General features: G+C 63.2%; 24 protein-coding genes. 11 read left to right on the top strand and 13 right to left on the bottom strand.

Annotated features, from left to right (window positions below; genetic code table 11):
- Nucleotides 1-476: 476 nt before the first annotated feature.
- On the bottom strand, nt 477-665 hold the full coding sequence (locus AC5Y5C_RS20900; protein WP_499975970.1) for a hypothetical protein: 189 nt from the start codon (nt 663-665) through the stop codon (nt 477-479).
- Between the two features lie 17 nt (nt 666-682).
- Here AC5Y5C_RS20900 and AC5Y5C_RS20895 point away from each other — a divergent pair, with 17 nt between their 5' ends.
- Nucleotides 683-1378, top strand: coding sequence for a CPBP family glutamic-type intramembrane protease (locus tag AC5Y5C_RS20895; RefSeq protein WP_499975968.1), 696 nt, complete (start codon nt 683-685; stop codon nt 1376-1378).
- Nucleotides 1379-1767: 389 nt separating this feature from the next.
- On the opposite strand, the gene AC5Y5C_RS20890 is transcribed toward AC5Y5C_RS20895, so the two are convergent.
- Nucleotides 1768-2961, bottom strand: a complete 1194-nt coding sequence (locus AC5Y5C_RS20890) for an MFS transporter (RefSeq protein ID WP_499975964.1) — start codon at nt 2959-2961, stop codon at nt 1768-1770.
- Nucleotides 2962-3043: 82 nt separating this feature from the next.
- On the opposite strand from AC5Y5C_RS20890, the gene AC5Y5C_RS20885 reads away from it, so the two are divergent.
- Nucleotides 3044-5272 carry a S9 family peptidase gene (locus AC5Y5C_RS20885; protein ID WP_499975962.1) on the top strand — a complete coding sequence of 743 codons (2229 nt, stop codon included), beginning with the start codon at nt 3044-3046 and terminating at the stop codon, nt 5270-5272.
- Here the strand turns inward: AC5Y5C_RS20885 and AC5Y5C_RS20880 are convergent.
- From AC5Y5C_RS20880 to AC5Y5C_RS20865, 4 genes are all read right to left on the bottom strand, one after another.
- Entirely contained in the window at nt 5255-5434 is a 180-nt protein-coding gene (locus AC5Y5C_RS20880; protein WP_499975961.1) for a hypothetical protein, read from the bottom strand. The genes AC5Y5C_RS20885 and AC5Y5C_RS20880 overlap by 18 nt on opposite strands.
- Before the next feature lie 109 nt (nt 5435-5543).
- A complete protein-coding gene (locus AC5Y5C_RS20875) occupies nt 5544-6374 on the bottom strand; it encodes an SDR family NAD(P)-dependent oxidoreductase (RefSeq protein WP_499975958.1) in 831 nt (276 codons plus the stop codon).
- Between the two features lie 189 nt (nt 6375-6563).
- A complete protein-coding gene (locus AC5Y5C_RS20870; protein ID WP_499975956.1) occupies nt 6564-7520 on the bottom strand; it encodes a 2OG-Fe(II) oxygenase in 957 nt (318 codons plus the stop codon).
- A 550-nt stretch (nt 7521-8070) separates the two neighbouring features.
- Complete coding sequence (locus AC5Y5C_RS20865) at nt 8071-8988, bottom strand: helix-turn-helix transcriptional regulator (protein ID WP_499975954.1); 918 nt, start codon at nt 8986-8988, stop codon at nt 8071-8073.
- Between the two features lie 247 nt (nt 8989-9235).
- Between AC5Y5C_RS20865 and AC5Y5C_RS20860 the strand changes: the two genes are divergently transcribed.
- Genes AC5Y5C_RS20860 through AC5Y5C_RS20840 form a run of 5 tightly spaced genes read left to right on the top strand, consistent with a single transcriptional unit; the run spans nt 9236 to nt 12906 of the window.
- Complete coding sequence (locus tag AC5Y5C_RS20860; RefSeq protein WP_499975952.1) at nt 9236-9862, top strand: UbiX family flavin prenyltransferase; 627 nt, start codon at nt 9236-9238, stop codon at nt 9860-9862.
- Nucleotides 9852-11288 (top strand): non-oxidative hydroxyarylic acid decarboxylases subunit C, encoded by a 1437-nt coding sequence (locus AC5Y5C_RS20855; protein ID WP_499975950.1) that lies wholly within the window; start codon nt 9852-9854, stop codon nt 11286-11288. Before AC5Y5C_RS20860 ends, AC5Y5C_RS20855 begins: the two co-directional genes overlap by 11 nt.
- Nucleotides 11289-11315: 27 nt before the next feature.
- On the top strand, nt 11316-11567 hold the full coding sequence (locus tag AC5Y5C_RS20850; protein ID WP_499975949.1) for a non-oxidative hydroxyarylic acid decarboxylases subunit D: 252 nt from the start codon (nt 11316-11318) through the stop codon (nt 11565-11567).
- Complete coding sequence (locus AC5Y5C_RS20845; RefSeq protein ID WP_499975948.1) at nt 11564-11866, top strand: hypothetical protein; 303 nt, start codon at nt 11564-11566, stop codon at nt 11864-11866. The genes AC5Y5C_RS20850 and AC5Y5C_RS20845 overlap by 4 nt, the downstream gene beginning before the upstream one ends.
- 59 nt (nt 11867-11925) lie before the next feature.
- The gene (locus AC5Y5C_RS20840; protein WP_499975946.1) at nt 11926-12906 is read left to right on the top strand and encodes an amidohydrolase family protein; all 981 of its coding nucleotides are present in this window, start codon (nt 11926-11928) and stop codon (nt 12904-12906) included.
- A 212-nt stretch (nt 12907-13118) separates the two neighbouring features.
- On the opposite strand, the gene AC5Y5C_RS20835 is transcribed toward AC5Y5C_RS20840, so the two are convergent.
- A complete protein-coding gene (locus AC5Y5C_RS20835; RefSeq protein ID WP_499975945.1) occupies nt 13119-14219 on the bottom strand; it encodes an oxygenase MpaB family protein in 1101 nt (366 codons plus the stop codon).
- Between the two features lie 87 nt (nt 14220-14306).
- Between AC5Y5C_RS20835 and AC5Y5C_RS20830 the strand changes: the two genes are divergently transcribed.
- Both AC5Y5C_RS20830 and AC5Y5C_RS20825 read left to right on the top strand, forming a co-directional pair.
- The gene (locus tag AC5Y5C_RS20830) at nt 14307-14909 is read left to right on the top strand and encodes a TetR/AcrR family transcriptional regulator (RefSeq protein WP_499975943.1); all 603 of its coding nucleotides are present in this window, start codon (nt 14307-14309) and stop codon (nt 14907-14909) included.
- A gap of 98 nt (nt 14910-15007) precedes the next feature.
- Nucleotides 15008-15907, top strand: a complete 900-nt coding sequence (locus AC5Y5C_RS20825) for a hypothetical protein (protein ID WP_499975941.1) — start codon at nt 15008-15010, stop codon at nt 15905-15907.
- A 63-nt stretch (nt 15908-15970) separates the two neighbouring features.
- Here AC5Y5C_RS20825 and AC5Y5C_RS20820 read toward each other — a convergent pair whose 3' ends face one another.
- Nucleotides 15971-16906, bottom strand: coding sequence for an MPT63 family protein (locus tag AC5Y5C_RS20820; RefSeq protein WP_499975939.1), 936 nt, complete (start codon nt 16904-16906; stop codon nt 15971-15973).
- A gap of 117 nt (nt 16907-17023) precedes the next feature.
- On the opposite strand from AC5Y5C_RS20820, the gene AC5Y5C_RS20815 reads away from it, so the two are divergent.
- Nucleotides 17024-18004, top strand: coding sequence for a hypothetical protein (locus AC5Y5C_RS20815; RefSeq protein WP_499975937.1), 981 nt, complete (start codon nt 17024-17026; stop codon nt 18002-18004).
- Nucleotides 18005-18008: 4 nt separating this feature from the next.
- Here the strand turns inward: AC5Y5C_RS20815 and cynS are convergent, their stop codons facing one another.
- The 3 genes from cynS to AC5Y5C_RS20800 all read right to left on the bottom strand — a co-directional run bounded on the left by cynS (nt 18009) and on the right by AC5Y5C_RS20800 (nt 19209).
- Entirely contained in the window at nt 18009-18449 is a 441-nt protein-coding gene (cynS, locus tag AC5Y5C_RS20810) for a cyanase (RefSeq protein WP_499975935.1), read from the bottom strand.
- Nucleotides 18450-18485: 36 nt separating this feature from the next.
- Nucleotides 18486-18614: a hypothetical protein gene (locus AC5Y5C_RS20805; protein WP_499975932.1), complete on the bottom strand. Its 129-nt coding sequence runs from the start codon at nt 18612-18614 to the stop codon at nt 18486-18488.
- A gap of 100 nt (nt 18615-18714) precedes the next feature.
- Nucleotides 18715-19209 (bottom strand): MarR family winged helix-turn-helix transcriptional regulator, encoded by a 495-nt coding sequence (locus AC5Y5C_RS20800; protein ID WP_499975930.1) that lies wholly within the window; start codon nt 19207-19209, stop codon nt 18715-18717.
- A gap of 54 nt (nt 19210-19263) precedes the next feature.
- On the opposite strand from AC5Y5C_RS20800, the gene AC5Y5C_RS20795 reads away from it, so the two are divergent.
- Nucleotides 19264-19671 carry a DUF5313 domain-containing protein gene (locus AC5Y5C_RS20795; RefSeq protein WP_499975928.1) on the top strand — a complete coding sequence of 136 codons (408 nt, stop codon included), beginning with the start codon at nt 19264-19266 and terminating at the stop codon, nt 19669-19671.
- Between the two features lie 131 nt (nt 19672-19802).
- On the opposite strand, the gene AC5Y5C_RS20790 is transcribed toward AC5Y5C_RS20795, so the two are convergent.
- Nucleotides 19803-19994: a hypothetical protein gene (locus tag AC5Y5C_RS20790; RefSeq protein WP_499976117.1), complete on the bottom strand. Its 192-nt coding sequence runs from the start codon at nt 19992-19994 to the stop codon at nt 19803-19805.
- Nucleotides 19995-20083: 89 nt separating this feature from the next.
- Entirely contained in the window at nt 20084-21313 is a 1230-nt protein-coding gene (locus tag AC5Y5C_RS20785; RefSeq protein WP_499975926.1) for an Nramp family divalent metal transporter, read from the bottom strand.
- Nucleotides 21314-21376: the final 63 nt, after the last annotated feature.

Here is a 21376-nt window from a genome sequence, read left to right as displayed (position 1 = left end):
ATCAAGTTGATGGCTGGACTGTCGTGCAGGACGGCATGTATCGCTTCGCTGTGGACCTGTGGCGGGGAGAAGCAGTACGGGTACGCATTGTTCTCGCGGAATATCTGGCGGCCGAGGTCACGTGGCCAAGCGATGCCCGCACCGACTGGACCCGCGCAGGCTACACAAGAAACGGAGTCACGACGATCCTTGATCGTGAGCATCCTGGTGTCCGTTAGGCCAGCGCGTTCCGGAATTGGCCAGTACGCGTTCCGGGGCTATCAAACTAGTCGCCCCTGACCAGTGGCAATTGGTTTTTCAACATGTCCCCGAGGGCGGGGGACCTGTGTGAATAGGTGTCTAAAACTCTAGCGGGTGGGCGGACCTGCTCCGAACGTCGGCTCGTGGCGAGTCGAGAGACGTTGCCGATGATGCGTGTGATGTTGGAGAGATATGTGTGGCCCGTGTGACTAGGCTGTGGGTAAAGGGGTGCCCTGTTAGGGCGTGGTGGTTTTTTGACGGCGCTGGTGTAGGTAGTGGGCGATGGCGTTGCGGCCCAACGCGAATCCGATCATGACGCCGTGTTGGCGGCTGGCGGTGTGGGCGGGCATGCGTCCGCCGTAGAGGGTGCGGTCGAGGGTGTTGTTGAGGCAGCGCCGCGAGGCTTGAGTGTGCCCTTGGGGCATAGCTGATACTTCGCCACATGAGCGTTGTAGAGGACTTTGGCGTGGCGAGCGGACCTGCTCGGCCCGGCTGGCTGGAACTTGGTGTAGCTGCGGCCACCGCTGTCTTTCTGTATCTAGTGGGCGGCGTGGCCGCATACTTCGTGCCGGAAGATTTCCCCATTGCTCTCGGACATGTGAACTTCCTGATTTCAGGGCTTGCGCCGTTGGGAGGGTTTGCTGCTGCAGTCCTCGTTCGGATTCGTGATGTCCGTCCGTTCGGGTTGCGGCATACGAGTCTCCTGTGGCTGCTAACCGGCGTCGTAATCGGCCTGACGTGCTTCGGGCTTAGTTGGCCGGTTTCGGCGATTTTTGATCCGCTGTTTCCGGGGTCGGAGGGTGTTCAGCAGCCCTACCGTGATGCTGCTCGGTCGGGAGCAGCGCCTCTTATCGTGGCAGTGGGGCTGGGCGGTATCTTGACGCCGCTCGGTGAGGAAGCTTTATTTCGTGGTGTGCTCGCCACTTTCCTGTTCCGCTGGGGGAGCTGTATCAGCGTGGTCTTCAGCGCGGCAGTTTTCGCTGTGGCACATGGGATCAACAGCGTGATGCCTTTGGCCCTCATGATCGGTTTGGCCAATAGTGTCCTGCTGTGGCGCTCGGGTTCGATCTGGCCTGCTGTCATGGTGCACATCGCCTATAACGGTGCGGGCATCTTGTATCACGGGCTCGGATACTGACCGCGGAGATTAGAGGGATGGCCACCAGGTATGACGAGGTGAGGATCTTCGGGAACTCGCCCGGAATACCGGCATGATCCCCCTCCCGATCGTTCTGATCGCCTCGGCGACGTCGGGAGGGCCAACCACGGCAACCGCAATCCACGACATGGTCAAGCCCCACAGCAGATCGACTGTCACCAAAGGTGCTTCCGTTGCGGCACAGTCGACCGCATCCGTCAGCACGACTTGACCATGCCGTCACGTCCGGGTGTTCGAAGGAGGCCCTCACATCTAACAACACGTCACGGGTCACCTTGCCTAAGCCGCAGGGGCGAAGGTTGTTCGAGCGGACGAATGCGCAAGCGGCCAGCATCAGCACCGCGGTGCCGGACAGAACGACGCTCCAGCTACACACCGGTCGACTGGCGCGACGCCGCCCCCGCTAGGACTAGCACCGAAAGCCAGAAGGCCAACAGGGCGAGCCCGGCCGCGACCGGCGAGCCCCATTCGGCCACCAGACCTGCGAGTCCGACTCCGGCCGGGACGGCCACCTGCAGGCAGGAGTTCTGCAGGCTCAGCACCCGGCCCCGGATTCTGTCCGGGATGCGTTGAGCCTGCAGCACTCCCAGCACCGCTCCCAGTACCGAGTTGCCGATACCGAACAGCGCGACGCCTGCGAACACCCAGCCCGGACCGGCCAGTGTCGCGAGCAGCAGGAATCCCACAGTTGTCCCGCTCAGCGCGCCGATCAGCCACCGTCGCCGCGACAACCGCGCGCTGACTACGGCAAACACCGTGGTGCCGACCAGCATGCCGACTGCTAGCGCGGTCAGCACGAAACCCAGTAGATCGGGTCGGGACAACTCGCTGAAGTACAGCGGTAACACCAGTCCCTGCAGGCCTCCCAGCGCCACCGCCAGACCCACGGTGAGGGTGACGGTGCTGATCAGGAACCGGCTGCCTCGCAGCGCAGCCGCGCCGGCGGTCAGTCGACCCAGCAGCGAATCATGCTTGGCGGCAGCACTTTCCACCTCGCCGAGCCTTGTTGGTAGGGTCGCGGTGACCAATGCTGCTGCTGATGACGTCGCCGCCGTCACGAAAAGCGCCGTGCTGCCGTCGAACAACGTCAGCAGTGTGCCCGCCGCGGCCGGCCCGATCACCAGCGCCGCCGAGGTCATCGACTGACGCAGACCGATCAGCCGCTCCAACGGCACCCCGGCGTGCCGGGCCACCGCCGGTAGCATCACCTGCCGGGCCGTCATACCCGGGATGTCGCCGAACGAACCGAGGATCGCCAGCGCCACCGGCCAGCCGATGGTCAGTCCGGTCGCCAAATCCACCAGTGGGATTGCTGCCACGGCGGCAGCCGACACCAGGTCCGAGATGATCGAACAGGTACGCCGGTTCACCCGGTCGATCAGCACCCCGGCGCACAGTCCGACTAACAGCGCGGGCACCGCGGTCGCCGTCGAGACCGCGCCGACGCTGAGCGGACTCGCGGTAGTCCGCAGCACGATCAACGGCAATGCCACCGCCAGGATCCCGTTGCCGAGGAAACTCAGGAAATGTGAACCCAGGTAGGCGACGGCGATGAACGACATTCGTCCACCAGACGCTGTGCCGCTGCGGCACGGTCAAGTCGCTCTTGACTGTGCCGCTACGTCCGAGTGTTGGATGACTGGTGTGACGACATTGCTGAGCGATTCCGATTACGCGCGTGCCGAACAGATGCTTTTCCCGCACCGGGCCCGGCGCGTGCCGGGCACCGTGCTGACACCACAGTGGTTCGCCGACGGTGCCCGATTCTGGTACCGCATCGGAACCCGCTACGTCGCGGTCGATCCCGGCGCGAAGACGCGTCGTGCCGCCTTCGACCACGACGCGCTGGCCGCCGCACTGTCGGTGGCGGCGGGGCAGGCGGTGACCGGTGCCGATCTATCGATACAGGCCGTGGACATCCGGGCCGACGACACCGTACTGTTCAGCGCATTCGGCCGGAATTGGCAATGGGCGGACAACGCCTGTACCGAATCCGACACCGCCGCACCCATTCCGGGCGGGATCCCCTCGCCCGACGAACGCTGGGATGCGTTCCGCCGCGAGGGAAATATCTGGGTCCGCAACCGGGCCGATGGCACCGAACATGCCCTCACCGATGACGCCGAACCCTACTTCGATTACGGCGGTATGCCGGAGACTACCGGCGCGCGAGCACTGACACGTGCACTCGGCATACCGCCGCCGATGATCCTGCACTGGTCGCCCGACTCCACCCGAATCCTGGTTGCGCGCATCGATCAACGCGAGGTGCCCGAACTGGTGCTCGTCGAATCCAGCCCGGCCGACGGCGGCCGGCCGGTGGAACACCGCACCCGCTACACCATGCCCGGCGAGGACACCGTTGCAACGATGACCTGGAATGTGCTCGACGTCGAGCAACACACGATCGTACGGCAGCAGACCGAGCCGATACCGATCATGCACAATGTCGCACTCCTCTACGCCTGGTGGTCGAGTGCGGACGCCGTTCACTACCTGCACCATTCGCGTGACGCCCGGATGTTGCAACTGCGTGGCCTCGACCCGTCGACCGGCGCGGTCAGCACGCTAATCACCGACACGGGCGAGACGCGGGTCGACCCGACCGTGCTGCTCGGCGACCCGCACATGGTGCGGGTGCTGGAAACCGACGAGATCCTGTGGTGGTCGCAGCGCGACGGTTGGGGTCACCTGTACCTCTATTCGGCCGACGGCGCTCAGGTCACCCAGCTCACCACCGGGCCGTGGCTGGTGAGCAGCCTGTTATGGGTCGACGAGACCGCTCGACAGGTGTACTTCGCGGCCACCGGTCTGGTCGAGGCCGACCCGTATCTGCGGCAGCTCTGCCGAATCGGACTGGACGGCACCGGATTCACCCGCCTCACAGATGACGAGCTGGACCATGACGCGGTCAGCCCGCCGCAGGGCGGCTACCTTGTGGATCGAGCCTCAAGCCCGAGCCAGCCGCCACGCTCGGCGGTACTCGACAGGGATGGTCGAGTGGTGGTGGAGTTGGAGACGCCCGACACCGAAGACCTCGAGACTCTGGGCTGGCAACCGCCGGAGCGGTTCCGGGCGACCGCAGCGGACGGCAAGACTCCCATCTACGGTCTGCTCTGGCGACCGCACGATCTGGACCCGGACCGCACGTACCCGATCGTCGAACACATCTATCCGGGGCCGCAGCTCTACCGCGCCGGACCGATGTTCAACCCGCCGCACTATGGCGAGCCGGAGGCCTTCGCCGCGCTCGGGTTCGCGGTGGTGGCCATCGACGGTCGTGGAAGCGCGGGGCGCAGCAAGGCATTTCATGACCACTCCTATGGGGATCTCGGCAACGCCGGCGCCCTGGACGACCATATCGCCGCGATCCGCGAACTCGGACAGCGGTATCCGTGGCTGGACACTGCTCGGGTCGGGATTACGGGACAGTCCGCCGGTGCGTTCGCCGCGGCGCGTGCCGTGCTGCAGTATCCGGACTTCTACTCGGTGGCCGTCGCGGTCTCGGGCAATCACGACAACGCCCTCAACCTGGCAATGTGGGCCGAGCACTACCACGGCGATCTCAGTACCGAAGGCAAAGCGGCGATCTCGAACACCACGCTGGCCGCCAACCTGAAAGGCAAGCTGCTGCTCATCCACGGTGAACTCGACGACAACGCACACCCGTATATGACGATGCGGCTGGCCGACGCACTCATCAAGGCGGACAAGGACTTCGACCTGATCATGATTCCTGGCGCCGAGCACTCGCTGTACGGTTGGCTGCACTATTCGCTACGTCGCACCTGGGACTACTTTGTGCGACATCTACACGGCACCGAGCCGCCCGGTTACCGGCTACAGCCGTTGCTGCTACCCTCCCTCGGCTGACCGGCGCACGATCTCACCAGCCCGCTTCAGCACATCCAGCTGTGCCGGGTTGTACAAACCGGCCATGGCCAGGTCGATGACCCTCTCCGCGAACCCTTTCCACGTGGTGCGTCGGCGTGAGGACGTCGGGCAGGTCAAACAGTCCAGGGTGTCATAGGGCACGGTCTACGCCTAACGCTCCATCGAAGCACCATCAGCGGCCTAGTGCACCGCTATGCAGCCCAAGATTAGCGCCCGATTCATCGTGGCTGAGATGAGGCCATGGGCCGAACTAGTTTGGCTTAGGTACCGCGAGGCCTGTAAATACCGAGAATAGGTCCTGGTAGCGAGCTCCCATGACCCGGACTAACACGTCGAGGACCTTTGCATCGGGTCCGACTAGCACGCGGGGCTTCCTCTTGCGTACTGCGGTGAGAATGATTCGCGCGGCGGCCTGCGGGCTGGTGGTCGCCAGGTACTTGTCAAAGACGGCCGCCGCCGCCTGCACATCGATACCCTCGACGGCGGTGGCGTTGCGGGCGATGGCAGTCTTGACACCGCCGGGGTGCACGCAGGTAACCGCGACCGGCTTCTTGCCGGCGATCATCTCCTGGCGCAACGACTCGGTGAACCCGCGCACGGCGAATTTGGCGGCGTTATAGGCACTTTGGCCGGGCAGAGACAGCACGCCGAACAGGCTAGAGACGTTGACGACGTGGCCGTCACCGGAAGCGATCAGGTGCGGCAGGAAGGCCTTCGTGCCGTTGACCACGCCCCAGAAATCGACGTCGATGATGCGCTCGATGTCTTTGAACGGGCTCTCACCAACGTCGCCCGCATAGGCGATGCCGGCGTTGTTGTAGATCTGGTTGACCTTGCCGAAGTGCTCCTTGACGGTATCGGCATACAGCAGGAATGCCTCGCGCTCAACAACATTGAGGCGGTCCGTGCGGATCTCGGCGCCGAAGGCTTTGGCCAGGCGTTCCGTCTCGGCGAGTCCCTTGGTGTCCACATCGCTGATGGCGACGTTGGCGCCCGAGCGGGCCAGCTCGACCGCCAAAGCGCGCCCGATGCCTGATCCTGCGCCGGTGATCACCGCGACCTTGCCGCGAAAGCCTTCCATTCCTGCCTCCTTGTTGTTGCTGCCGTCAACAGTCTGAATGGTACGAAGCGTTGGTTAGTGCACCAGGGGTGATCGCGCGACAAGCTGCACCTCTGTGGTCCTGGCTGCCGGTGGCTGCCCTTCAATGTGAAACCAGATTGGGTGTACAACGCCGTCTCGGTGGTATGCGGCGCGTCGTCGGCCCGGGTCCTAGCGCCGCAATTTCCTGGCTATCTCGCGGGCTTTGGCCCTGCGGAGATAGGCGAAATGAGCCCTGACGGCGGGTATGCCGAGATTGGGATTCACCACATACGCAACCATGCTGATATTGCGGCTGAGGTTCAGGAGGCGCCTGAAGACGAGTAGTCGGGCCTTGCGAGCGATACCGTCCTGCTCCCCGTGCTCTCGGTAGTACGTCGTCTCGTCACCACCGAAGCTGTCAGCTGGAGCAGCTGTGTAGTAGAAGAGCGCGAGCGATTGTCGCCATGAGCCTTCGGTGACAGGGAGGGGAAATCCGTGCACCGACTGGTCATCGGTGCGAAAGATGAGGGCCCTGCCCCAGACGGGAACGACCGTCTGGACGGCCCGGCCCTCCGCATCGTAGAGCGATAGGCAACCTCCGTCATTCAGCGACCAGCTGTCATTCAAATAGACGATAACGTTGATGCGCCGGTAGAGGTTTAGCGCGCGCAGGTAGTGGAAGTCGGTGTGGGGAGTCAGGACCCCGCCCGAGCCGCTGAGGTGAATGCCACCCCCAAACAGATATGGATCGGGGAGCAACTGCCCGATGCCGGTGATTTTTTCGAGCACGCTCAGGAAGCGCGGTTCGTTGAGTTCTCTGATGACAGTTTTGAATGGTTCTGGGATGAGGTCGATTTCAGCGCAGAACCATTTGTTCCGAATGTATCCGTCATCCCATTGGTTCCACCAGGGCCAGGAGATACCGGGAAAGGCATCGGCGGCGGCCGGGGACAAGCGTAGGAAATCGTCGACCACCAGGTGCGGAAATGGCTCGGCGGTGTGGAATTGGCGCCGCAGATCTGGCGCGTTGCGCTCGAGTTTGTCGACTCTGACAACGGAATCTGTCTCGCGGAATCTCCCGTTGTCGTCGACATAACTGTCGAAGGATTCTGGTGACTCGTTGGCAGTTTCATTTTCGGTTTGCATCAGGTATCTGCTCCTCGTGCTAGACCATGCGGAGCCTCGATGGACCGCATCGATTATGTCTGCACGCTGCAACAGCAGGCCTGTAATGCGCCATGGTTTCGGCCTAAACCAAAACGATGTGCGGCGGCATGAGCACCAGCGCCGCCTAGGAACTCAAAGATCTCAGTGTGGTTCGCGTCTCCTGCCTGGTTACGGTGCCCCACCATGCCGATCGAGCCGCCGCGCTGATGAGTGCCGCGCGGCATAGGGAGGATTCATGGGACTGCACAGGGATTCCACAAGTGACTCGTGAAACGGATGCCCGTTTCCCGAGTCGGCCCTTGAGGCCGGGCATAGCGGAATCATTTGGGGTGCAAAGCCTTGATGGAAATGAGCGTCCTGCAGGCGTAGATGAGTGTCTTTCTGTAGCCCGCCAGCAGATGCGTCTTCAAATGCGCTGCCCGTGTGAGGGGCGGGCGTTACACGCATGTGGCTTGGGTCGGAGAGTCGACGACTGGCGCGGGGGGTGCGGGAGGTGAAGTGCTGCCCCCGGGTGGCATGACTTCAGTTATCAGGAGGAGTGATGAGCGTGATCTTGTGCGGGGTCCGGTGGGGTCTTGGTCGTCAGGCTGTCGCGAAAAGCCCCGGGGGTGAGCGAGATCCGCTGCCTGAAGAAACGGGTGAAGTCACTGGATGTGCCGAATCCGAGATGGCGTGAGATCGCGTTGATGGACGAGTCACTATGTGACAAAAGACGTTTCGCTTCTAGCAGGACCCGTTCGTCGATATAGCGTTTAGCGCCGTGACCGGTCGCCGCGTTCACGGCACGGGTGAGGGTCCGTGGACTGTAGCCGAGCCGCGCCGCGTAATCCTCGACGCGTTGCGACGTACGGAAGTGCTCCTCGACCGCCTTGCGGAACAACTCGAATACCTCCTCGGGAAGATGCCGAGATTCGATCTCGCCCGTCCCGATTTTCAAGATCAGTGCGGCAAGCACATGGCGGAGCATCTCCACTTGAGCTGGCACCGACGAATCTGCCGAATTGCAGTATTCGGCTCTCAAAATCGCGGTGAGCGAGTCCTGCACCTGGTGGACGGCGTCGGTTCTTCGTCGTAGACAGCGATCCGGCGGTGCGTCCATGCGGGCAGCTTTGACCGTGGCGGGATCAAGGAAGTTTCCGGTGAAGAGTATTGCCGTTCCTTCGATGCCGCGGATATCGCATAGATACTCATGCACTTGTCCGGGGCGGATCCACAGCCAGTCACCGGAGTGCGCTGAGTAGGGCACGAAATCGACGGCGCATTCCAGGACGCCGTCCTGCGGCCCCAACAGCAAATGGAAAGCCAGCCGCGACGGGGCGTAGGTGTCGACCCGGTGCGCGGCCGCGCGGTCCGCGATACCGGCGATGTCGATCACTTCGATGCCGGGCAACGCACCGATGCTGCTGATGTACGGCACGTCGGGGACCGGGAGAAAAATATCGGGCATGTGTCCGATTATGCATGTAATAAGGCCGGTCTAGTACACGACCACATGCAGATATGGCTCTAGCGTTGCGAGGTGTATGGAACGAAAGTACCTAACGACGCATGAGGTGTTCGATGAGTTTGTATGGATGTGGGAGGTGCCGGCACTCCGCGGCCGAGGCGGCATTGAGGTGCGGTGCGCCAGACAGGAATCCCGTTGGTTATGCGCGGTCTGGCAATGTTGGCCGGCATACCGCCGTGGAGGCGGTATGCGGCTGATTGTCGGAATTACCGGCGCAACCGGGGCGCAGTTGGGTGTGGCGTTGCTGCACGCCTTGCGCGAAATCAACGACCAGTGCCGTTTGGACGGTCGCGAGCCCGCGGTGGAGAGCCACCTGGTGCTGACGCGCTGGGCGCGGACCACCATCCAGCTGGAAACTCCCTACACAGCAAGTGATGTAGCGGCCATGGCGGACCATCATCATGGGCCCGACGATCAGACCGCCCCGATTTCCTCAGGGTCGTTTCGGACCGACGGGATGGTGATCATCCCGTGCAGCATGAAGAGTCTGGCGGGTATCCGCACCGGGTACGCCGACGGGCTACTTGGACGCGCGGCGGACGTCATTCTCAAAGAGCGGCGCAAGCTGGTGCTGGTACCACGCGAAACGCCGCTGAGTGAGATTCATCTGGAAAACATGCTGGCGCTATCCCGGATGGGCGCACACATCGTTCCGCCCATGCCGGCGTTCTACAACAGCCCCCAGTCCGTGGACGACATCGTGGATCACACTGTCGCCCGAGTGCTGGATCAGTTCGGCCTACCAACGCCCCGTGCACGCCGCTGGGCGGGCTTACCGAAATCAATCAGTGAGGTGAATAATCATGAGCGGTAAAGTATTTGATGATCTGCGCAGCTTTCTTTCGGAGCTGGACCAGCAAGGTCAACTACTCCGGATCTCCGAGGAGGTCGTGGCCGAGCCTGACTTGGCGGCGGCAGCCAACGCGGCGTGCAGGCTGGGCGATGCGGCTCCCGCTCTAATGTTCGAGGACATTGCCGGGTTCGCCGATGCCAAGGTCGCGATGGGACTGCACGGATCGTGGCGCAACCACGCTCTGGCCCTTGGCATGCCGATGGACACCGCGATGAAGGATCAGGTCACCGAGTTCATCCGGCGGTGGAATACGTTTCCCGTTGCCCCCGAGCGGCGGGAGAATCCTCCGTGGGCAGAGAACTTCGTCGAAGGCGACGACATCAACCTGTTCTCCTTATTGCCGCTGTTCCGTCTCAACGATGGTGACGGTGGTTTCTACCTGGACAAGGCGCCGGTAGTGTCCCGGGATCCCGATGATCCCGAGAACTTTGGCAAACAGAATGTCGGTATTTACCGGATGCAGGTCAAGGGCACGCGCAAGTTGGGCCTGCAGCCAGTGCCCATGCATGACATCGCATTACAGCTCCGCAAGGCCGAAGAAAAAGGAGAGGACCTACCCATCGCCATCGCGGTGGGCAATGACCCGGTGATCACCATGATGGGCGGTACGCCATTGGAATACGACGAGTCCGAGTACGAGATGGCTGGTGCGCTGCGCCAGGCCCCGTATCCCATCAGTACTGCGCCGTTGACCGGGCTGGATGTTCCGTGGGGTGCCGAGGTGATCTTGGAAGGTGTGATCGAAGGTCGCAAGCGTGAGCTAGAGGGTCCCTTCGGCGAGTTCACCGGCCACTATTCCGGTGGCCGGAAGATGGCTGTGGTTCGTATCGACCGCGTCTCTTACCGCACTAATCCGATATTCGAGACGCTCTATCTCGGGATGCCGTGGACCGAGATCGATTACCTGATTGGCCCCGCTACCTGTGTGCCGCTTTACGAACAACTCAAGGCCGAGTTCCCTGAGGTGCAGGCCGTCAACGCCATGTACACGCACGGGATGCTGGCGATCATATCTACCAAGAAACGCTACGGTGGGTTCGCCAAAGCTGTTGGTGTGAAAGCGATGACAACCCCGCACGGGCTCGGCTACGTCAAGATCGCCATCATCGTCGATGAAGATGTCGACCCGTTCAACCTGCCCCAGGTGATGTGGGCGTTGTCGACGAAGGTCAATCCCGCCGGCGACCTCGTGCAGTTGCCGAACATGTCGGTGATGAACCTTGATCCGGGAGCGGTGCCCCCGGGTATCAGCGACAAGCTGGTCATCGACGCCACCACACCGGTACCCCCCGATGCTCGCGGCCACTACGGCCAGACAGTGCACGACCTGCCCGAAACCGCGGAATGGATCACCCGTTTGAACACCATGCTGTCGGCCCGTAAGTGACCAAACCAGACACTAGGAGGAACTTTCATGACTACAGATAGCGATACGCGGCCCTGCCCACGTTGCGAGGACGGCACCGCGACGGTCCTCGCCGTCTCACCCGTCCCCGGCGTATGGGAGGTCTACCAGTGCGGCACATGCCTGTTCAGCTGGCGGTCAACCGAACCCAAGCGGCGTACCGATCGGGAGTTCTATCCCGAAGTGTTCCGCCTATCCCGCGCAGACATGGATAACGCGACGGAATCGCCCACGGTGCCGCCGCTCCGGCGGCAATCATGAGCACGTACCGGACCACGATGTGGGAGGCGGTCGCCGCCGCGGGTCACCTCGACGAGCTGCTCGGATGGGTGACCGACACCGCCGTCGCGGACCTGGCCGCCGACGATCCCGGCTGCACCTTTCGGACCTACTGTTCCGCCGACGACCGGGTGGTGATCATCGCGTCCGGAAGCACCGATGCACCGGTGGTACCCGACCCGCCGGAAGGGCTATGCGAGCGCGCACCTCACCAGTGGAAATTCGAACTTCAGTGGGTGCGAGTTCCCCTGGCTGGCAACGCCGACCAGGAAGCTCCGTGACGCGGTGGCGTATCCGCCCGAAAACACGCTCGAATAGAGCCTGCTGAGAAAGAAAAGTCATGAGAATAATCGGACTGGAAGAGCATTTCAGCACGCCCGTGCTGGAGAAGATCAATAAAGACCACCCTTTGCTGAAACCTGCGATGGCGGGAACGCCGGAAGCACGTTTTGCGCCGAAGCCGATTCTGCGGGACTTGGGTGAGCGTCGAGTCGCTGCGATGGACATCGCGGGCATCGATATGCAAGTGCTGTCACAGACATACCCGGGTACTGAAGAGCTGGATATCCGAACGGCCGTTCAGTTGGCCAAGGCGTCGAACGACGCGGCAGCCATGGCGATCAGAGCCTATCCGGAGCGGTTTGCGGGGTTCGCGCATCTACCGATGCGCAACCCCAAGGCTGCTGCGGCCGAGCTCCATCGAACGGTGACCGATTTGGGTTTTGTCGGTGCGATGATAAATGGCGGTATCGACGGGCGCTATCTCGATGACGAAGTATTCTGGCCGGTCTTTGAGCAAGCCGAGTCATTGGGCGTGCCGATATATTTGCACCCGGCGCCTCCGTCGAAAGCAGTGTATGACGCCTGCTACTCCGGATTCTCAGAAATAGTAAGCCGGTCATTGAGCACCGCAGCGTGGGGCTGGCACGTCGACAACGGTCTGCACGTGCTGCGGCTGATCGTGCGAGGCGTCTTCGACCGATTCCCTGGGTTGCAGATGATCATCGGGCACATGGGTGAGGCATTGCCGTCCATGATCTGGCGGGCTGAATGGGCTATGGGTAGATTGCTGACACTGAACCGGTCAATCACTGAGACATTCAAGTCCAATTTTCATGTAACGATGAGCGGATTTTGGGACTATGCGCCGTTCGTGGCGGCAGTTGAGGCAGTCGGTGTCGACCGGGTGCTGTTTTCCGTCGATTTCCCATATTCGGACAACACCGAGGCCCGAACGTTCTTTGATGGATTGCCGCTTACGTCACGTGATCGCGAAAAAATCGCGCACCTTAACGCCGAACGCTTGCTCAAACTATCGTGATGAGCCGTGATCATCGCCTATTCCGGCCCCGCGCAAGTGTCCAACGGGATGCTCGCGTGGCGGGCGGGCGACAGTACTGGAGTCACGGCTGAAATCCCTTTAACCCGATCTACGGTCATCGCCGGGCCTAAGCGGCCAGCATTCCCGATGGTCCCCAACACGCCGGTCGAGACCGGCCGGTGCCGCGGATGTGCCGCCGTAGCTTCCGGCACTCACCCGAACGGGCAGGTGCCAGTGGGCCTCTCATCGGGAGCGAAGCTGTCGAGACGATGACTGTGATAGAAGGCAGCGAGCTGCTCGTTCCGTCGTGTCAGTGACCGCTCAAGCTTCTCGTACCTGCGTTGTGCGGTACGCGAACCGTCGAGCCGGGAGCGCGCCGTGTCGATGCGAATATTGTTGTACAGCATGGGTTCTACTAGCAGCCGGTCGGGTGTCACCCGCCATATCGTTTGTAGCAACCGGGTGTACAACGCGAACTCGACATTGTGACGGCGTTTGAGTTCGAACCCGATCATCGCGCGTATCTCAGGGTGCATTGCCTTGGCCGAGCACACCTGAACCATCCGGCCCGCGATCGGGCGAATCGCGCGCCAGATCGGTGACAGGACGGGGCGCAGGGCGGCGGGGAGCAGCAGCGTGGGCAGCGGCAGTCGCATCAAACCGGCGAACTGCTCGCGGAGAAAGCCGTTGGACTGCAACCTGTTTTCCACCATGTCGTCGTAATACTCGACAAAGGCGGCGTATGTCTCCGGGAATTTTCCCTTGGCACTGGGCAGTTCGAGGTCTCTGAACAGGTGTCGTTGATATTGATACGCGGCCTCCTGCTCCGCGTGAGTCATCGTATAACCAGTGCAGTAGGGGAAGGACTCCATCGTGGCGTTCATCGCACTGGCGGCGATCCATATCCATAGCTCGGGATCCAATGCGCTGTAACGAATCCCCTCGTACTCGCCAACTCCGGTGCCACGCACCTCCCGATGCTGCTCCTTGAGCCACTGCGCGGTGTCGGCTCGCTGCTGCCGGTTACCGGACAACAGTGACAGCGCGCTCAGCCCGCTCCGGATGCCGCGGTCGGTGAAGTTTTCACGGAACCGTCCTGTGCGGTCGACGGATGCCGCCACCGGCATCAGCGCCACCTCGTCGAACAACACCCCGCCGAAGACGCCAACCAGGGGGCTACCCAGGTGCTTGCGGAATGTGTCCATAACGCGCGGACGTACCCCGTTCGTGCGAAGGAAGGCCAGGCCGTCCTCGTGGGGATCCCCATCCGATTCGCCGTGGTGTGTGAAGTCGCGCGGCAGCACATGCGTCATTGCATCCTCCGTCGGTGTTAGAAACTGAGCTGAAGACTAACATTGCAACATCGGGTTGGGAAGGACTTGAGCGTGAGAGACTGAGGTGTGTCTGCAGATCCGGATCCGACCGGCGAGCGCATCCTCGAGGCCGCGCTGCAGACCATGCTCAGCTTCGGCATCCGCCGTGCCACGGTCGACGAGATCGCGAGGCGCGCGGGTGTATCGCATATGACGGTGTATCGCCGCTGGTCGAACAAGACCGAGCTTGTGCTTGCCGTCCTTATGCGGGAGGCGCAGACGATGTTTTCCGCCATAGACCGCGAGATCGCCGCCTTGGAAAGTCCCGAAGACAAGCTCGTGGCGGGTTTCACCGGCATCTATTGGTATGTGCGCGCCCATCCGCTGATGCAGCGGGCGGTGGAAACCGATCCAGAGTCGGTGCTGCCGGTTATGACAAGCGGTGCTGGCCCAGCCCTGGATATGGCAACCACATACCTGGCCGGCCATGTGAGCCGAAGTGCCGGCGATCTTGTCGACGACTCCTACGGCGTCGCGGAAGTATTTGTGCGCCTGACACATTCGCTCATCCTCGCGCCCAGCCCCCGGCGGGAGCTCGCCACCAGGGAAGATGCTGAGCGGTACGCCCGTCAGTACATCCTGCCTATCGCGCGGGCGTTGGTGCCGGAGCCGAGTAAGGCGGTCCGTTAGTGACTGGCGATATCCGCCGCGAGTGATCGACGAGGCCAAGTAATCTTTGTGCATTGGCCATGGTCGGGGACGTAATGACTGGACGTTGGGGGTAGTGGATGGATAGGGATATCGGAGCGGGCTCACCGGAGGCTGAGGACTCGTCTGACGCCGCGGACACCGCGCCGCTGCCGGTCCTCAATGCGCTTCCCGGGATGTCCGAACCCGGTCCGTTCGCGCCGGAACAGGAGTTTGGCCAGCCTCCGTTCATCGCGCAGCCGGCATTTGCGGAACCGCACCCGCCCGCTGTGGAACCGGGCAATCAGTACATGCAGTGGCCGGCTCACGAGGCCTTCGGCGCGGCGCCACCTGCAGCGTCGGGACCCATCAAGTCGGCGACTCCGGTCGATTTCTCGTCGTGGGAGGACAAGCGGACCGCGAGAAGTAAGCGGCCGTTGATGATTGGTGGCGCGGTGCTGGCGGCTGTGGTTGTTGTTATCGGTGGTGTGATCGCGGTGGTCGCGGGCAGCGGCGGTGATGACGCGCCGGTCGAACCGAGTGCGGCCCCAACGACAACGGTGTCCAGCAGGGACTCCGATGCGGAGACACGGTTGCTCTCCATGCTGCCGGCCGGATACGGGTTGTCGGCGTGCAAGGCCGTCGAACCGGCGAATGAGGCGGTGGCACAAGTCAAGTGCGGTCGCAGTGACGATCCAGATGGGCCAGTGGAGGCCAGCTACTCGCTGGTGAAGGACAAGTCCGCGCTTGCGGCCGGGTTGGGTCGTCTGACGAAACGGAACGCGGTGGTGGTGTGTCCGGGCCGGATCCAGTCGCCAGGGCCATGGCGTCGCAATGCCACCCCGGATCAGGTGAGCGGCACGGTCTTCTGCGGCAGTAACCAGGGGCACCCGGTGGTCGGCTGGACCGATGAGGAGAGGCTTTTACTCAGCGAGACGCGTTCGGGCGCGACCGGTCCGACTCTCGATCAGCTGTACGCCTGGTGGTCTTCGCACTCATAACAAAAACCGCCGGCCGCGCGAGGCGGCCGGCGGTTAATGCCGAAACGGTTCTTGGCCCTCTACTCAGCCTTCGGCGGCAACAACGGGCGTGCCCTGGCTGCCGGCCGCGCGCTGGCCGTGCGGGGTGCTGTCGGAGGCCGGAACGGCGGGAACCGCCGCCACCGGCGGGGTAGCGGTCTGCGGGGCGCCGCCCTCGGCACCGGGAGCCGCAGGCGCGGGTGATGCAGGTGCAGGCGTCGCCGGAGCCGGGGAAGCAGGCACCGCGGTGTTGTTCAGCGGCGTGCCCTCAGCGCCGGGAGCCGGGCTGGCAGGTGCCGGCCCGGGGGTTGCGGTCACGGGTGCGACCGTCGGGGTCGGAGTAGTCGCGGGCTGCTGCTCGTCTACCGGGGTGCCCTGGCTGCCGGCGGGCAGCGGAGTGCCCTGGCTTCCCGCGGGAGCAGCGGCAGGCGCCGGGGAGGTGGTGGGTGCGGCGCTGGTGGCCGGTGCGGGACTGGTGCCGTGCGACTGGCTCGAACCACCCGAACGCGGTGCGGCAGCGGGGGGAGCGGCCTTCCAGGTGAGCAGATCCTCGTCACCGGAGGTGTAGGTCACCGTCTCAGGGGCGGAACCGGTCACATCGAAGTAGATCTTGCCGCTGGTCTTCTCACCCTGCGACAGGGTCCCCGGGTTCACGCCCTGCTCGGTGGGCACGCCGTACAGCACGCGGTAGGTCTCGCCGTCCTTGGCCTTCGCGTTGAAGTTGGCGACGATCGGGATGACGCTGCCCTGGATGGCCTCGTCCGTGGCGGTGGCCTCCCACAGCGTGCCCTTGGCTTGGTAGGGCAGCTGGTCGGTACTAACCTTGAGGTCGCTGATGGTCCACGCCTGGACGACGTCGCCATTGGTGAGGCGCCCTTGCTGTCCGAGCGTGGTGTCGGCTCCGGCGGTCGGCATCAGGGCCAGTCCGGCCGCCGCCGCGGCGGCCGCCACGGCGGCGATGATGGGCACATTGATCTTCACGATGGGTCTCCTTGACGTCCGAATTGCTCCCCCCAGCGGGGACGGTCTGTCGTAAAAATAACAGGTCTGGGTGCACCATCGTCGCCCGAAGTACACGATTGCCATACGGTTAAGAACATGACGGTTGATTCCACCGGTCACGAGGGGGCCGCGCCGGAGCCAGACGATTGGCCACCCGACGCACGCACGTTCACCATCCGCGCGGCGGCGGACGATGCTGCGCCGAGCCTGGCCGCTGAACTGCCGATCACCGCAACAGAACTCGGCATGTTGGACGGAGATGCCAACCACCCGGTTCAGTTCTGCAGCGTGCTCCTGGAACCACCGGTCAAGCACCGGTTCGACACCTCCGATGCCGCTCGGTACGAGCGTGAGTACTGCGACCGGGACGACGACGGTGAGTTCTTCATGGTGCATGTCGCGCTGCTGGGGCCCCGCCGGCCAGGAGTTTCCCTGGCGCCCGGCGCCCGTGACGTCCTCGTCGATATCGCCTATGTGGTCGATTTGTCGCTGGAAGAAGACGGAGTGCTCAACCCTGCCAAGGTGGATTGGGCGGGTGGGGCGATCGTCGATGTCGACGGAGAGGCACCGGCCGAGCAGGCAGCCCACGGGACAGCGGACGAGTCCGCGCCGCCGGCCGGTCCGGTGGCGGCAGTGCCCGAGCCGGGGAGCCCGGGGAGCTCGGAGTGGATCCGCGAGCAGCTCGATGTTCGTATCGCGGTGCTCGGCCGTCTCGCTGGGGAAGTCGCGATCTCCGAAGTACCGGTGCCGACCGAGCTGGCCAAGAGCGAGCGACACTCGAATACCGCTCCGCAATACGTGCTCGACGGCGCACAGTTCTGGTACCACACGCGTGACCCGAAAACGGGTTTCGTGTGGAAGACCACGACCAACCCGAACGAGCTGATCTACTGGTGCATCGACGATGTGGCCAGAGGATTGGCGTGGCGGTGGACCCAGCAGGCTGCCACCTACAAGACGATGCCCCCGGCCATGGCGCAACGCACGCTGTGGGCGCCCTACTGGCAGCTGCTCATGAACGCGCTCGACACCAAATGGGGTGCCATTACGGGCCGCAATATTCGCAGCCTGCTGTGAGCGATCACCACCGGTAGTCGAGAAACTTCCCGTCAAAGGTCAGAACCACCCGGTCGCCGTCCGGATGAGGACGGCGCGCGATGTCGACCTTGAAGTTGATGGCGCTCATGATGCCGTCGCCGAACTCTTCGTGGATGGCTTCCTTGATCGCCGGGCCGTAGACGCTCAGCGCCTCGTAGAGCCGGTAGATCGTCGGGTCGGACGGTGCGCCGCCATCCAGCGTGCCGCGATATGGCTGAGCGCGCAGTGCGGTGGTCACCGGCGGCTCCAGGTCGAGAAGCTCGGCCACCTTGGCGGCCTTTGCTTCGGGCACGGGATGCTGGCCCAATAGCGCGGCAATAGTCCAAATCAGCGGTGAGTCAATCGCTTCCGCGATCTGCTGCCAGGTGAGGTTCTTCTCGATGCGGCGGGCGGTGATCAGTTCGGCGGCTTCGTCCTTGGTCATGACGTCAGACAAACAGACGCCCACTGCGTGCGCAAACTAGCGTTGCCACATGCCTTTCTGGGTATCGCGTTGGTAGTAGTTCATCGAGTTCTCCCCGCTCGCCGTCCAGAGCATGGCGATGGTGACGAGCGTTATCGCGATGAGCATCGTTGTGTCGGTCCACATGATGATCTCCTGGTATATCGATCGGTCTACCTCTGATTGCAGCACGCCAACCCATCGGTGTACAGGGGTGTGTGGCGGACGCCACACGGCGGTCCGCGGACTACTCGGTGTCAAAGGCTCCGGCGGCCAGTGCGGCGCTATTGATCCTGGTCAGCACCGCGTGCAGGTGCTCAAGTTCGGCGAGGTCGACGCCCAGGCGTTCGACCACGGCCGGGGGGACCTTGAGCGCCTTTCGGCGTAGCGCGGCACCCTGTTTGGTGAGGGTGACGTGTGTGGTGCGCTCATCGGTGACGCTGCGCGGACGGGTGATGAGCCCCAGTGCCTCGAGTCGCTTGAGCATGGGGGAGATGGTCGCCGAATCCGTTTGCAGCAGTGTGGCGATCTGCTTGACGGACAAGGCCTCCGGTGCTTCGTCCGCGGCACTCTTGGCGTGGTCCCAGAGTGCCAACATCACCAGATACTGCGGGTGCGTGATCCCGAGGGGGGCGAGTAGCGGCCGGTACACCGCGAGCACCGCGCGATTGGTGACGGCCAGTGCGAAGCACACCTGTCTTTCCAGTGCCAGCGGGTCTAGATCGGGTGAGACTGCGGTCATTCTCACTATCCTAACCATTAGTTAGTGCACTAACTATTAGTCTACAATCTAGTTATGGCCGATCATCCGAATGTTCTCCAGTACATCGCCTACTGCTACGGGCGACGTCTGCCTGATTCGATGAAGGACTGGGTCGCCAATGATCTGGCGGGCAAGGGTGCGGTGCGGCGGCACATCCTGCGGTGCGCGATTCCGCCGCTGTTCATCCTCGCGCCGTTCTGGCTGCTGCCCGCCTCGCTGTATGTCCATATGGAGATGACAGTGCCCATCTATGTATGGGTGCTGATCATGGCGCACGCACTCAACAAGGTGTGGCGCCGTCACCGGCTGGTGCAACACGATCTGGATCCTGGCCTGGTTGATGTGCTCAAGCGTCAAAAAGACGCGTGGATCCACGAGGACTATGCGCGTCGATTCGGGCCGCGTTCGGGAGATGGCTACTCCAGTAGCGGTCCCATCTAGCGCGCCGCAGGAACACCTGGACGGACGGGGCGTTTCGCGCCGGTGGTGGGTCCAGTGAGCGAGCAGAGTGCGCTCTTGACTACGCCCGGCGTTCGTCCGGGCGCGTGGTGGGTCAGGTCAGCGGTGCTGACTCAGTCCCAGTCGCCGTGCTTCCAGTGGCCCTTACCCCAACCGTTGCCATGTCCGCCGCGCCATCCGCGATCCCAGCCACGGTCCCAGTTGCCGTCCGCGCATACGGTCACCCGCGGGTAGGTATCTACCGAGCCGCAAATGTCTGGATCGGCCTTTGCCGCGGTTGCGGAGGCGATACCGCCAACGAACAAACCACTAGCAACGACTCCAATTGCCAGCCCAAATCGACTGGCTGAAGACAGGATTCGTTTCATAGCTCACAGCCTACTCCCAGGCGAAACTAGTTCGCAAGGGTAAGGAAGATCAGCATCGCGTTCAGCAGCGTGATGAGCGCGGCGATGATCCAGCCGAGCGTTGTCGTCACGCGATGGTTGACATTGGCGCCCATCAGCCCGCGGTCGCTGGTCAGCCGGATGAGGGGTACGAGGGCGAAGGGGATGCCGAAGGACAGCACCACCTGCGACACCACGAGTGCTCGGGTGGGGTCGATACCGATCGCCAGGATTGCCAGCGCCGGTATCAGTGTGACGAGCCGCCGCGCCACGATGGGAAAGGACCGGCGCAGTAGTCCTTGCATGATCATCGCGCCGGCATAGGCGCCGACCGAAGACGATGCGAGCCCGGATGCCAGCAGGCCGATGGCGAACAGCAGGGCCACGGTGGGGCCAAGGCTGTCACGGACGGCGGCATGCGCACCTTCGATGGTGTCGACGCCCTCGCGCCCCTGCAAATTCGTGGCCGCCACCAGCAGCATTGCCATATTGACGGCGCCGGCGAACAGCATCGCCAGGCTCACGTCCCAACGGGTAATACGAAGCAGTCGGCGGCGCGGCTCGCCCTCTTCGGGATGACCGTGCCGATCCCGGGCCAGGCCGGAGTGCAGGTACACGGCGTGCGGCATGACCGTGGCGCCCAGCATGGCTGTCGCCAGCATCAGGCTTTCGGCGCCCTGGAAGCGTGGGATCAGTCCCGCCGCCGCCTCGGCCAGTGGGGGCGGTTCCACCACGACGCTGGCGAGGAATCCGATCGCGATGATGGCCAACAGCGCGGAGATCACGTATTCGAAAGAGCGTTGTCCGCGGCGGTCCTGTACGGCAAGCAGCACCATCGAGACGATTCCGGTGATAACACCACCGATGAGCAGCGGCAGGTCGAACAGCAGATACAGCGCGATGGCCCCGCCCACAACCTCAGCCAAATCCGTTGCCATGGCCACCAATTCGGCTTGTATCCAGAACACAAGTCGGGTGGGCCGCGACATGCGATCGCCAACGGCCTCCGGTAGCGACTGCCCGGTGACGAGGCCGAGCTTCGCCGAGAGGTACTGCACCAGCCCGGCCATCACGTTGGCGGTGACGATCACCCACACCAGCAGGAAGCCGTACTTGGCGCCGGCACTGACATTCGAGGCGACGTTTCCGGGGTCGACATAGGCGATGGCTGCGACGAAGGCGGGTCCGAGTAGGGAGAACCCGCGCACCGGTCGCGCTTGCTTCTGCCGCTCCAGCACCCGCGCCTCCTGATTTCAAGTACCCCGAATAGAAAAGTTAGAGTACCCGAAACTATGTGCTGC

The organism is Mycobacterium sp. NGS15, assembly GCF_059813245.1.
This window is presented reverse-complemented; position numbering and strand designations above follow the sequence as displayed.

What these genes read in the sequence shown, in the direction of transcription:
- AC5Y5C_RS20835 (WP_499975945.1), bottom strand. Translation starts at nt 14,219, where the DNA reads ATGACGCATGTGCTGCCGCGCGACTTCACACACCACGGCGAATCGGAT.
- AC5Y5C_RS20855 (WP_499975950.1), top strand. Translation starts at nt 9,852, where the DNA reads ATGAGCGGTAAAGTATTTGATGATCTGCGCAGCTTTCTTTCGGAGCTG.
- AC5Y5C_RS20895 (WP_499975968.1), top strand. Translation starts at nt 683, where the DNA reads ATGAGCGTTGTAGAGGACTTTGGCGTGGCGAGCGGACCTGCTCGGCCC.
- AC5Y5C_RS20870 (WP_499975956.1), bottom strand. Translation starts at nt 7,520, where the DNA reads ATGCAAACCGAAAATGAAACTGCCAACGAGTCACCAGAATCCTTCGAC.
- AC5Y5C_RS20840 (WP_499975946.1), top strand. Translation starts at nt 11,926, where the DNA reads ATGAGAATAATCGGACTGGAAGAGCATTTCAGCACGCCCGTGCTGGAG.
- AC5Y5C_RS20900 (WP_499975970.1), bottom strand. Translation starts at nt 665, where the DNA reads ATGCCCCAAGGGCACACTCAAGCCTCGCGGCGCTGCCTCAACAACACC.
- AC5Y5C_RS20845 (WP_499975948.1), top strand. Translation starts at nt 11,564, where the DNA reads ATGAGCACGTACCGGACCACGATGTGGGAGGCGGTCGCCGCCGCGGGT.
- AC5Y5C_RS20865 (WP_499975954.1), bottom strand. Translation starts at nt 8,988, where the DNA reads ATGCCCGATATTTTTCTCCCGGTCCCCGACGTGCCGTACATCAGCAGC.
- AC5Y5C_RS20795 (WP_499975928.1), top strand. Translation starts at nt 19,264, where the DNA reads ATGGCCGATCATCCGAATGTTCTCCAGTACATCGCCTACTGCTACGGG.
- AC5Y5C_RS20800 (WP_499975930.1), bottom strand. Translation starts at nt 19,209, where the DNA reads ATGACCGCAGTCTCACCCGATCTAGACCCGCTGGCACTGGAAAGACAG.
- AC5Y5C_RS20890 (WP_499975964.1), bottom strand. Translation starts at nt 2,961, where the DNA reads ATGTCGTTCATCGCCGTCGCCTACCTGGGTTCACATTTCCTGAGTTTC.
- cynS (WP_499975935.1), bottom strand. Translation starts at nt 18,449, where the DNA reads ATGACCAAGGACGAAGCCGCCGAACTGATCACCGCCCGCCGCATCGAG.
- AC5Y5C_RS20815 (WP_499975937.1), top strand. Translation starts at nt 17,024, where the DNA reads ATGACGGTTGATTCCACCGGTCACGAGGGGGCCGCGCCGGAGCCAGAC.
- AC5Y5C_RS20805 (WP_499975932.1), bottom strand. Translation starts at nt 18,614, where the DNA reads ATGTGGACCGACACAACGATGCTCATCGCGATAACGCTCGTCACCATC.
- AC5Y5C_RS20875 (WP_499975958.1), bottom strand. Translation starts at nt 6,374, where the DNA reads ATGGAAGGCTTTCGCGGCAAGGTCGCGGTGATCACCGGCGCAGGATCA.
- AC5Y5C_RS20825 (WP_499975941.1), top strand. Translation starts at nt 15,008, where the DNA reads ATGGATAGGGATATCGGAGCGGGCTCACCGGAGGCTGAGGACTCGTCT.
- AC5Y5C_RS20850 (WP_499975949.1), top strand. Translation starts at nt 11,316, where the DNA reads ATGACTACAGATAGCGATACGCGGCCCTGCCCACGTTGCGAGGACGGC.
- AC5Y5C_RS20860 (WP_499975952.1), top strand. Translation starts at nt 9,236, where the DNA reads ATGCGGCTGATTGTCGGAATTACCGGCGCAACCGGGGCGCAGTTGGGT.